Annotated in this window: 11 protein-coding genes; 7 read left to right on the forward strand and 4 right to left on the reverse strand. The window is 33.2% G+C overall.

Annotated features, from left to right (window positions below; translation table 11 throughout):
* Positions 1-113: 113 nt before the first annotated feature.
* The 7 genes from G6042_RS04100 to G6042_RS04130 all read left to right on the forward strand — a co-directional run bounded on the left by G6042_RS04100 (position 114) and on the right by G6042_RS04130 (position 7,243).
* On the forward strand, positions 114-1,451 hold the full coding sequence (locus G6042_RS04100; protein ID WP_169523045.1) for an OmpA family protein: 1,338 nt from the start codon (positions 114-116) through the stop codon (positions 1,449-1,451).
* An 80-nt stretch (positions 1,452-1,531) separates the two neighbouring features.
* Complete coding sequence (locus G6042_RS04105) at positions 1,532-1,930, forward strand: glyoxalase (protein WP_169523046.1); 399 nt, start codon at positions 1,532-1,534, stop codon at positions 1,928-1,930.
* Positions 1,931-2,174: 244 nt separating this feature from the next.
* The gene (locus G6042_RS04110; RefSeq protein ID WP_169523047.1) at positions 2,175-2,888 is read left to right on the forward strand and encodes an esterase family protein; all 714 of its coding nucleotides are present in this window, start codon (positions 2,175-2,177) and stop codon (positions 2,886-2,888) included.
* Positions 2,889-2,920: 32 nt separating this feature from the next.
* Entirely contained in the window at positions 2,921-3,862 is a 942-nt protein-coding gene (locus tag G6042_RS04115; protein WP_169523048.1) for an ATP-grasp domain-containing protein, read from the forward strand.
* A 69-nt stretch (positions 3,863-3,931) separates the two neighbouring features.
* Entirely contained in the window at positions 3,932-5,041 is a 1,110-nt protein-coding gene (locus tag G6042_RS04120) for a carboxylate-amine ligase (RefSeq protein ID WP_169523049.1), read from the forward strand.
* 97 nt (positions 5,042-5,138) lie between these two features.
* Positions 5,139-5,966, forward strand: coding sequence for a type 1 glutamine amidotransferase (locus G6042_RS04125; protein ID WP_211161631.1), 828 nt, complete (start codon positions 5,139-5,141; stop codon positions 5,964-5,966).
* Between the two features lie 86 nt (positions 5,967-6,052).
* Positions 6,053-7,243 carry a hypothetical protein gene (locus G6042_RS04130; RefSeq protein ID WP_169523050.1) on the forward strand — a complete coding sequence of 397 codons (1,191 nt, stop codon included), beginning with the start codon at positions 6,053-6,055 and terminating at the stop codon, positions 7,241-7,243.
* A gap of 102 nt (positions 7,244-7,345) precedes the next feature.
* On the opposite strand, the gene G6042_RS04135 is transcribed toward G6042_RS04130, so the two are convergent.
* From G6042_RS04135 to G6042_RS04150, 4 genes are all read right to left on the reverse strand, one after another.
* Positions 7,346-7,885: a hypothetical protein gene (locus G6042_RS04135; protein WP_169523051.1), complete on the reverse strand. Its 540-nt coding sequence runs from the start codon at positions 7,883-7,885 to the stop codon at positions 7,346-7,348.
* Positions 7,886-8,036: 151 nt separating this feature from the next.
* Positions 8,037-9,257 (reverse strand): ATP-grasp domain-containing protein, encoded by a 1,221-nt coding sequence (locus G6042_RS04140; protein ID WP_169523052.1) that lies wholly within the window; start codon positions 9,255-9,257, stop codon positions 8,037-8,039.
* Positions 9,258-9,260: 3 nt separating this feature from the next.
* Complete coding sequence (locus G6042_RS04145; protein WP_169523053.1) at positions 9,261-10,682, reverse strand: leucyl aminopeptidase family protein; 1,422 nt, start codon at positions 10,680-10,682, stop codon at positions 9,261-9,263.
* 121 nt (positions 10,683-10,803) lie between these two features.
* Entirely contained in the window at positions 10,804-11,946 is a 1,143-nt protein-coding gene (locus G6042_RS04150; RefSeq protein WP_169523054.1) for an alpha/beta hydrolase, read from the reverse strand.
* Positions 11,947-12,084: the final 138 nt, after the last annotated feature.

The following is a 12,084-nucleotide window of genomic DNA, read 5'->3' on the forward strand; positions in this document are numbered from 1 at the left end:
AAATACCTTTTTTTACATTAAAATAACCCTTTAAAATTGAAAAACATTGATTTTTAAATGTAAAACTATATATTTGCATTTGTAACATTTTTTTGCACTCCAAATATACATTTATGAAAAAACAACTACTGGTATTGTTTGCATTCTCAACTTTTACTTTTGTTTCCTACGGACAAGAGGAAAAGACTACCAAAAAAAATAAAGCAACAAAGGAACTTGAAGATAATCAAGAAATTGTTTATGATGCTTATAATAGATGGTCTGTTGAATTAACGGCTGGTCAAGCAAAAGGAATAAAACCATATCAAGCTGGATATTTTTCCAGTAATCCTGGAAAAGTTCTTGGCGGAATTCAGTTTAATTCTTATGGCGCAGCAGCAAGATACATGATTAGTCCTAAGTTTGGTTTTAAATTAGGCTTCAACTATGATAAATTTACCAATCAAAAAAATAGCGGAAGTCTAGATTTTGAAACCTATCAATACAGAGCAAATCTTGAAGGTGTTGTAAATGCTGTTCGCCTATTTGGTATTGAAGAATCTCTTGGAAGATTTGGATTATTACTTCACGGTGGTTTTCAAGCTTCTAGGATGACTTCAACTATATATGATATTAATGAATGGAATGGTGGTTTAATTTTTGGATTTTCTCCTCAATTTAGAGTTACAAAAACAATTTCAATCGTTAGTGATTTTAGCTTTCTAAGCAACTTTAGACAACATTTCAATTGGGATGGTTCTTATGCTGATGCAAATAACAATTTGTCTGGACAAATGTCAAGTATTAGCTTAGGATTATCAATATCATTTGGGAACGAAAAAATTCATGGAGATTGGGCAATCATTGAAGATCCAAGAGATAAAGAAATTGATGAACTTGAAGCTAGAATTGGTGAAATAGAAACATTAATGAACGATACCGATAAAGATGGTGTTCCTGATTATTTAGATGCTGAAAACAATTCGCTTCCTGGTGTAGCAGTTGATACTAAAGGTAGAATGGTTGATTTAAACAATAATGGTGTTCCAGATGAATTAGAAAGATATGTCGATAAATCAATTGACAAAAATAATAAAGCAAACGAAACAACTGTAAGCGATGGAATGGTTACCAAATTAATTAACGATGGTTACATTGCTGCTTATTTTGATACTAATAAACGTGTACCAACTTCAGCTTCTACTGATAATATTGGATTTATTCTAAACTATCTAAAAAATAACCCTTCAAAATCAATCGATATTATTGGTTATGCAGATGAAATTGGAAGCAGTGAATACAACGACAAATTATCTGGCGATAGAGCTGAAAGCATTAAATCTATCCTAACAAAAGCTGGAATTTCTCCATCGAGATTAAATATCCAAGCTAACGGAACAGATAAATCAGTTGATAAAAACTCAGATTTAGCAAGACGTTTGGTTCGTAAAGTAATCTTTAAAATCAAATAACTAATTAACAATTAGTTTTTAATAACTTCAATAACCTCTGTAAATTACAGAGGTTATTTTTTTTAACTTTAAAAGAAAAAATGGAAGCCAGAGATAACCACGTTCTTGAAATTAGAGGCGAAGCTTTAGGAACAATAACCAACCAATCTTCAAATGAAGAAGTTTTTCAAAACAAAACACTTCGCCCAATTCTTAAATTACAAAACGATTTGTTTATTGCCGTATTCATTAATTATGCTGTCAAACAAAAAGGTGTTTTCTTTTCTTTATCTCCCGAAAAAAAAATGGCTTACATTGAAAATGTTATCCAACGTGATATTAAGTTCAGAAACTCATTAAAAGGAATGATATTCGGACTTTTTACAGTTGATGAATATAATGAGTATATTCAAAATTCATCCAATCTAAACAAGCGAATGATGAACATGCTTATTGAACGTTTAAAAAGCCAAATTCAAGTCATTACAATCGAAGAATAACCAATTTCTTCTTATTTTTAAATAAAAATCAGCATTTTTAGTGTCGTAAACTCTTACGAACAAACTCTTATTATCCTAATTTATTGACAATTATTAAAATCTTCTATTAATTTAAGGACTTTTATTGGCAAATTTTCAATAGCTAAATATTAATAACTATTTTATCGTAAAACTTAAGTATAATCAAACTTTTGAATTTTTTACAATGTTTTTTTTATTATAATTGTTAAAACAATTAACATTTATGAAAGAAGAATATTTTAAATGGTACTCACCTAACCTAAGTCGCGAAATTGAAATGTTAGTTTTTGGTCATGCAGGTTATCCAGTTATCCTTTTTCCAACTTCAATGGGAAGTTTCCACGAAAACAAAGACCAAGGATTAATTGAAAGCGCGCGATGGTATATCGAACAAGGATTAATCCAAATATTTTGCCCAAACAGTATTGATAAAGATAGTTTTTACAATAAAAAAATTCATCCCGTTCACCGTATTCAAAATCATGTTTGGTATGACAAAATGATTTGTCACGAAATTGTAGAACGAGTAAAAAACAATACTTATTCTGGAAAAGTTGTTGTTGCAGGTTGCAGTTTTGGAGGTTATCATGCTGTAAATTTTGCCTTCCGCCATCCAGGTTATGTAAGTCATGTGTTTTCTATGAGTGGTGCTTTTTCTATCAAAAGTTTTATGGATGGACATTGGGACGATGATGTTTTCTACAATTCTCCCGAAGATTATCTATACGGTTTAAACGATGGTGAACTCTGGAATATGGATATTATTCTTGGAACATCCAATTGGGATATATGCTTTGATGCTAATTTGAAACTAAGTAAAATTCTAGCACAAAAAGACATTCCTCATTGGCTTGATGTTCGCAAAGACAGAGAACACGATTGGCCAGTTTGGAAGGAAATGTTTCCTCATTATTTATCCCGAATTAAATTCTTTTAAAAACACTCAATAACATTAATAAAACTAAGAATATGAAAAAAATAGGTATTTTATTTGGAATGGAAGACACATTTCCGCAAGCTTTCATCGACAGAGTAAATTCTAAAAATATAAAAGGTATCGTTGCCGAAGCTGTAACCATTGATAAAGTGGTACAAAATAAACCAACAGAATATGCCGTAATTATTGATAGAATTTCGCAAGACGTTCCATTTTATCGTGCGTATTTAAAAAATGCCGCTTTAACTGGAACTCATATCATCAATAATCCATTTTGGTGGAGTGCTGATGATAAATTTTTCAATAACTGTTTAGCAGATGTACTTGGCGTTCCGTTACCTAATACTGTAATTCTTCCATCGGCAGAACATCCAACGGATACAACTTCAAAATCGTTTAGAAATCTTGCTTTTCCTTTAGATTGGGATGGAATTTTTGATTACATCGGATTTCCAGCGTATATGAAACCTTATGCTGGCGGCGGATGGAAAAACGTTTATCGACTAGAAAACAAAGAAGAATTTTGGGAAAAACATCGCGAAACTGGGCAATTAGTAATGCTTTTACAAGAAGAAATTGTGTTCCAAGATTACTATCGCGTGTATTGTTTGGGCGGAAAAGCCGTGAGAATTATGCCTTATGAACCAAGAAATCCACATCATTTGCGCTATGTAGTTGAAAATCCAAATACCGATAAAAAACTGATGGCAACTATTAAAGATTATACTTTACGTCTTTGCAAAGGTTTAGGATATGATTTCAACACGGTAGAATTTGCTGTTCGCGACGGAATTCCTTATGCAATCGATTTTGGAAATCCAGCTCCAGATGCCGAATTGACTTCGGTTGGTGCCGAAAATTTCGAATGGGTTGTGGAAGAAGCAGCAAAAATGGCAATCGATTTTGCTAAAAAACACAAAGATGGAAAATCCAACATGACTTGGGGAACATTCATCAAGGATTCTGTTAAATAGTTTTCAGTCTCAGTAATCAGTAAACACACTGAAAACTGCGACTGCGACTGAATACTAAAAGTAATAATTATGCAAAAAAAACTACCCGTATTCACTCTTGGTGTAGAGGAAGAATACCAAATAATAGATCCGATAACCCGAGATTTACGCTCGCATTTGTCAAAAATCGTTGACGGAGCAAAAGTAACACTAAACGAACAGGTAAAAGCTGAAATGCATCAATCAGTTGTTGAAGTTGGAACCATGATTTGCAATAATGTGAAAGAAGCCAAATGCGAAATCAAAGTTTTGCGAAGTAAAATTGTTGAATTGGCAGACAAACAAGGTTTGGTTGTTGGTGGCGCAGGAACGCATCCTTTTTCACGTTGGCAAGACCAACCCATAACTGATGATCCGCGTTATCATCATATTGTAAACGAATTGCAAGATGCGGCACGTTCCAATTTGATTTTTGGAATGCATTGCCACGTTGGTATTGAAAATCGTGAAATTGGTTTACAACTAATGAACCAAGCGACCTATTTCTTGCCACACATTTTTGCACTTTCCACCAATTCGCCTTTTTGGGAAGGACGAAATACGGGTTATAAATCTTTCAGAACCAAAGTTTTTGATAAATTTCCACGAACAGGTTTACCCGAATATTTTGATAGCGTTCAGTCTTATGATAACTATTTAGATACATTGGTAAAAACAGGTTGCATTGATAATCCGAAGAAAATTTGGTGGGATTTGCGTTTGCATCCATTTTACAATACGATTGAATTCCGTATTACCGACATGAGTTTAACTGTTGATGAAGCTATGTGTATTGTGGCGATTATTCAAGCAATTGTTGCAAAACTGTACAAGCTAACCATTTCAAACACAAGTTTTAACATCTATAGATTGGCATTGATAAAGGAAAATAAATTCCGTGCTGCTCGATATGGAATTGATGGAAAAATGATTGATTTTGGTCTAAAAGAAGAAGTAGAAACCAAACTTTTACTACACGAATTACTTGAATTTGTTGACGATGTAGTCGATGAACTAGGCAGTCGAGATGAAATTAATTACATCCATACCATTTTAAACGAAGGAACAGGTGCTGATAAACAGTTGCGTGTTTTTGAACAAACCCACGATTTATCAAAAGTGGTTGATATGATTACTAGCGAATTTACAAGAGGTTTATAAAATTATAATTGATTTTTCAAATTGACTTTTGAAGTTGATTTTTGAATTTGACATTGAAATTGAAAAAGTTATCTTTGCATCATCAAATAGTTAAATAATGAGCAACCAAATCCGTGTAGCAGTTTTAGATATGTATAATGGCGAACCCAATCAAGGAATGCGCTGTATTATAGATATTATCAATCGATTTAACCAAATGGTTACGTTTCAGATTTTTGATGTTCGAGGTAAAAATGAATTCCCCGATATTAAAAAGTTTGACATTTACATTTCCACTGGCGGACCAGGAAATCCATTGGAAGGCGATGGAAATTGGGATTTAAAATGGTATGATTTTATTGAACAATTATGGCAATGGAATAAAGAACAAAAGACAAAAAAACACGTGCTTTTTATTTGTCATTCGTTTCAAATGGCGTGTCATCACTTTGGTTTAGCAACTTTAAATAAAAGAAAATCAACTTCTTTTGGCGTTATGACTATTCATAAAACCGAAGCTGGAACGTATGATCCAATTCTTGAAGGATTACAAAGTCCTTTTTACGCCATTGATAGCAGAGATTTTCAAGTAGTTCAACCAAAATTGAGCATTTTCAACAAAAAAGGTGCTCAAATTATAGCTTTAGAAAAAATTCGAAATCATGTTGAATACGAACGAGCGATTATGGGAGTTCGATTTTCAGATGAATTTGTTGGTTTACAATTCCATCCCGAAGCTGATGCGTTAAGTTTTATTGCCAATTTAAAAAGCAAAGAAAAAAGAGAAAATATCATCGCGATGAAAGGGAAAAACAAATTCCGCGACATGCTTGAGGATTTATTGGACGAAGATAAAATCTACAAAACCAATGAAACGATTATCCCTAACTTTCTTCGAATTGCTATAAACGATTTGATGAAACATAGAAAAACGTTATCTAATTAGTATCAAGTATAAAGTATTAAGTATCAAGACTATATTTTGACTGTCAAAATCTTAATACTTAATACTCAAATCTTAATACTTAAACCATGAACACTAACTATAGAAACCTATTCAACCAAGCTTTTTCAGTAGAAAAATACAATGCTTTCATTGACGACATCAACTCAGATTTTGATTATAAAGTAACCTTTAGAATTGGAGAAACACCGTTTTTTATTTCCAATGAATTAAAAAAACAATTACTTGAAGGTTGCCAACAAGTGATTGATTTTATTCAGCGTGATGATTTCAATAGTTTAACCGAAAGAGCTTTGGAATTGAACAGAAAAGTTCCAAATCAAGATAATCATACTACTTTTTTAGCCATCGATTTTGGAATTTGTGAAGAAGATGGACAAATTGTTCCAAAGCTAATTGAAGTACAAGGATTTCCTTCCTTATTTAATTTTCAAAATCATTTATCCGAGAAATTCGTTTCTCATTATCCTTTTTTATCAGAACTCACACCTTTCTTAAATGGTTTAAATCAGGAAAGTTATCTAGCTTTAATTAAAGAAGTTATCACTAATAACATTCCAATAGAAAATGTAATTCTGCTGGAAATTGAACCTGAGAAACAAAATACCAAAATCGACTTTTATTACTGCAAGAAAGACATCGGAATTCCATTTGTTTGCGTAACTGAATTATACGAAAAAGGAAAGCAATTGTTTTATAAAAATGATAAAGGTGAAGAAATTCAAGTAAAACGAATTTACAACCGTGTGATTTTTGACGAATTGGATTTACGTACTGATTTACAACTCAATTTTGATTTCTCAAAAAGCTATGATGTAGAATGGGCTGGACATCCCAACTGGTTTTTCCGAATTAGTAAATTCATTTTGCCTTATTTGAAAGGAAAGTATTTTATTGAAACCACACTTCTATCCGATTTGAAGGAAATTCCAAATGATTTAGAGAATTATGTATTAAAACCTTTGTTCTCTTTCTCCGGAAGTGGCGTTATTTTCCACGTAAAACGAGAAGATATCGAAGCTGTAACTGAAAAAGACTTATACATTCTTCAGAAAAAAGTCCATTACAAACCAATCATTCAAAGTCCTGACGGATTAGTAAAAGCCGAAGTACGAATTTTAGCCGTTTGGCCAAAAGATGACGAAAAACCGACATTAGTTACCAATTTAGTTCGACTAAGTCGTGGCGAAATGATTGGTGTAAAATTCAACAAAGATAAAGATTGGGTTGGCGGAACTGTTGGAATGTTTGAGAAGTAATGCAATCTTTTTTTTAATCCAATACGCAAACTTGTCATTTCGACGAAGGAAAAATCGCATCAGCAAAAGATTATGTGATTTCTCCTTCGTCGAAATGACAAATTAAAAATATATCTTTTTTATTTCCAAAAAACTCTTTTCTGTCGTAATTAATTGCTCAACAATTTCTTTTCGCAATTCATCCAAATCATCAAATTGTAAATACTTTGACCAAGAGGTTTCGGTTAGAATTTCTTTAATGATTTTGATAGTTTTTGCAGTTTCGGAGGCATTTCTTAGAACATATTTCGGCTCATAATCTGGTGAAAGTTTATGATAAAAATTTACTTCATTTGAAATAAAATCTACTTTTATAAAAAATAATTTTGAGGTTTCATCATTTGGATAAAAATCGGTCCAATTGGCAAAACCAACTTTCATTTGCTGTGATTTGAAGTTATCATCGGCTATCAATCGCCAGCGACAATTGGCAGCTCTTCCCCAATGATTAGAAATTCGATACACACCAACTTCTGTAAAAATATAACCACTACACGATTTGCTTTTGTGACTTAACGGTAGATTTTCAATTTCAGCAAAAGAAACTTCTCGCCAAAGGCAAAAAGTATATTTGTGGAAGTTAAGTTTGTTATAGGTTTTCAAGAAACTTTTTTTTAAAAACCGCAAATTCGCAAATTAAAGTCATTTTAATAAAATCATTAAGATATTAAGTTTCATTAAGATTGTCACCTTTAATTTTCCTTAAATCTATTAATGATTTCAAATTAATAATTCGTGAATTTGCGGTAGACTATTAATGCAACTTTTTAACCGCTTCTTGCTGTGCAACAGTAGCAAAATCTCGAACTAATCTTTCGGCATAATCGTCTAATAATTCACGAACTCTAGCATGATTATCGCTTTTTACAATCAAACCAGCGTGATATTCTAGCGGCACGCGGAAACACACTTCGCTATCGTTGAAACCAGACAAATCAGGATGTTCAAATTTGGATAAAGTCAATACAATTCCGGCAAAGCCTTTGTTTATTTTTGGTAATTTATATTCTTTTCCTTTTACCAAACTATCTTCAATTTTTGCCCATTCGCTCCAAAGATTTACACCCGAAGCTGCTTCAACCATTTCAGCTAAATGTGCACCGCCAACTCGCGACGATGTTTCCAAAAAGTAAATTTTTCCATCATCATTGCATTTGATAAACTCGGTATGATTGGCACCGTGTTGCATTCCAAAAGCTTTCAAAACTTGTTCGTTTACCTTTTTAATTTCTTTGTCATCTTTTGTGTTATATGGAATATTGGCACTTCTAAAAATTCCGCCACCTTGCGAAATTTCCATTGGTGTTGCTAAATATTGCGACGTAATAGAAAAAATAGTTTTTCCGTTTATATTCAATCCGTCACAGTGATAAACCGCTCCGGGTTTAAATTGTTCCACCAAATATTTAATACGGTTTTCATTACCTAATTCGTGGATTTTTTGCCACAATTCTTCTTTGGAATGTACTTTCATAATTCCTGATGCCGAAGCTTCGGAACGCGGTTTTAAAACCCAAGGTGCATCAACGTTATCAGCAAATTCATTGATTTCTTCATCGTTAAATAAAGCGCTAAACGCCGGAATTGGAATTCCTGCATCTTTCGCACGCATGCGCATTGCCAATTTATCTCTAAAATATCTTCCAGTGGTTTGTCCCATTCCTTGCATACGCAGATTTTCACGAAGAAACGCTGCTTTTTCAACATCAAAATCGTCCAAGGCAACAATACCGTCAATTTTTTTGTGACGCATTAAACTCGCCACTCCAGAAAGTAAATCTTCTAAATTCCAATCAACATCTTGTCCTGGCATGAAAAATATTTCATCAATATATTCCATTGCCCAAGGTTTATCACGCAGTTTTTCGGAAGTAATTAGGTAAACACGATTTCCTTGTTTTTTTAAATTAATTAAAAAATCATTTCCCTTGAAATAATTTGAAATACAAATAAAGTTTTTGATTGGATTTTCCATATACTATAAATTTTCGATGAATTTAGTAATTAAATGTACGCCATAAGCCGTGGCGTGTTTGGTTTTGGCAAATTCGCTATCGCCAAAAGCAACTCCTGCAATGTCAAGATGTGCCCAAGATGGATGTTTTTCGGTAAAAAATTCTAAAAACTTAGCTGCCGAAATGGCTCCAGCAACTGGTTTTCCTGAATAGTTTTTTACATCGGCAATTTCACTATCAATATCGCCTTTATAATCGTCCCAAAGTGGCAATTGCCATAACTTCTCGCCTATTTCTTTTCCTGAATTTTGTAGACTTTTTGACAAATCATCATTGTTGGTAAACAAACCGGCACATTCGTAGCCTAAAGTTCCAACAACGCTTCCGGTTAAAGTAGCCAAGTCAAGAACGGTTTCGGGTTTGTAATTTTTAATCAAATAAGACAATCCATCGGCAAGAATTAATCGACCTTCGGCATCGGTATCAATGATTTCAATCGTGTGACCTGAATAACTGTTAATCACATCACTAGGTAAAAATGAAGTGGCATCAACCGAGTTTTCACAAGCCGGAACAATTGCGGTAACTTGATATGGCAATTGCAAATCGGCTATCAATTGCATCGCGCCTAAAACAGCTCCAGCTCCAGCCATATCACATTTCATTTGCACCATTCCGGCCGTTTTAATATTCAAACCGCCAGTGTCAAACGTAATTCCTTTTCCGACCAAACCGATATGTTTTTTGGCATTGGCTGGCTTGTATTCCATAATGATAAATTGCGGTTCGCGCGCACTTCCTTGACCAACGGAAAGGAACGAATGCAAACCAATTTCAGTGGCTTTTTCTTTGCCAAAAACAGTTACGTTGAAACCATATTTTTTTCCGGTTTCGGTTGCCCAATCGGCTAAGTATTTTGGTGTTACTTTATTTGGTGGTAAATCAACTAAGTTGAATGTTTCGAGTTGTGCATTGGCAATTTTTATTCCTTTTTCAACATCAGAATGAATGTCTTTTTTGGTTAAAATCTGTAATTCAAAATCTTCCTTTTTAAACGAATGAAGCTCTGATTTTTTATAATGACCTAAATCGTATGTTCCTAATAAAAGTCCGGAAATCGTGGCTTCAACTTGGTCGTTTTTGAATTCATCCGGAATTACCAGAGCAACATTTATTCCAAAAACATCTTTTTGTTTGGCTGAAATTCTGCGAAAAATGGTTTTCAATGCTTTGTAATCAATGTCTTTTCCTAAACCGATAAAAACATGTGTACAATCGTATTTTTCGACCAAATAATGCGTGTCTTTTTTTCCATAAAACACTTTTGAAGGAACCGAAATTCCGTGATATTCTATCGGAACAATACTTTTTACATTGGTTTCAAAAACAGGAATTAAAATGGTTCCTGTGAAATTATCTAGACTTTGGATGTATTTTGTTTTCATTTTTTTGTCATTGCGAGGAACGAAGCAATCGCGTCCTCAAATTATTTTTATTTTCTTAACCACTAAGAACACAAAGGTGTCACGAAGTTCACAAAGTTTTTAGTGTTTAAAATTTGATCATTTACTCATTTTTATCACTAAAAAACAACCATTCAATCGCTTTTGGAAATTCATCGCTCCAATAACGTTCGTTATGTTTTCCTTCCATGTTAATGCTCAATCGCACTTTCATTTTTTCGGCAAAACCTTCTTTGTTCAATAATCGTTTTTTGAAATTTTTGACATGATCAATCATCGTTGCACTTTCATCGCCACCAGCATAAAGATAAATTCTCGTGTCTTGTGGTTCATCCATATCAAGGAATGACAATTTGATTTTTGGCACAACCCAAAGTGATGGTGAAAAAATCATCAGTTTTCCAAATACTTCGGGATACATAATTCCGGAAAAAATGCTGACCAATCCGCCCATCGAACTTCCGCCAATTCCTGTAAATTCACGTTCGGGCTTGGTTCTGAAATTTTCATCCACAAACGGTTTTAAGGTATCGGTTAAAAAACGAATGTATTTTTTGCCTTCGCCAGTTCCGAGAACAGTATTGCCAACATTATATTCTTTAATCCGTTCTTTTTCAGCATGTTCAACCGCAATAACGATAATTTTTCCAATTTTATATTCAGCCATTACGGCTAATTTCTTGTCGATTTCCCAATTACCATACTGTGCATTTTCATTGAACAAATTTTGTGCATCTTGAAGATAAATTACAGGATAATGTTCGGTTGATGTTTCATAATCGTGTGGCAACAAAGCCCAAACTCTGCGGGTTTTGTTCAACTGTGGAATTTCGAATTCTTCGGAAATTAAATGTACTTTGGGTAAAAATTTGGATTTAAAAGGCAACCAATTGTGACGCCATTTTGCAACGTGTTCTTTGCGAACGCCATTTTTTTGTTTGCAACTTCTATTTTCGGTACGATTTCCAAATTTATCAATTTCAACTTCGCTCCAATCGCCACGAGTGAATTTATATAGCAATTCATCGGGATAATTGAAATCGTGAGCAAACTTAAAATGATACAAACCTTGTCCAACGCGTTCCATTTCGAAGTTTTTGTCTTGGGTAATCCAATTATTGAAATTTCCTGAGATATAAACTGGTCGTTCGTCGTCTTCGTCTGTGGTTAAAATAATATTGAGTTGAGGTTCAATTATTTTTTTGCTTTCTACATCTTCAACTAAGTTTTCTACTTCTTTTTGCATTCTAATTTTTGTTAATCCTAAAAAGTAAATATAGGTTATTAACTATTGAAAACAAAAGGATTTTGAAAAATTAGCATATCAATGAAAATGCTTCGTTTTTATTGAAAATAATATAAAAAAAGTAATTTTTGAGTAACT

The organism is Flavobacterium solisilvae, assembly GCF_012911605.1.
In the GTDB taxonomy this organism is placed as follows: Bacteria; Bacteroidota; Bacteroidia; order Flavobacteriales; family Flavobacteriaceae; genus Flavobacterium; species Flavobacterium solisilvae.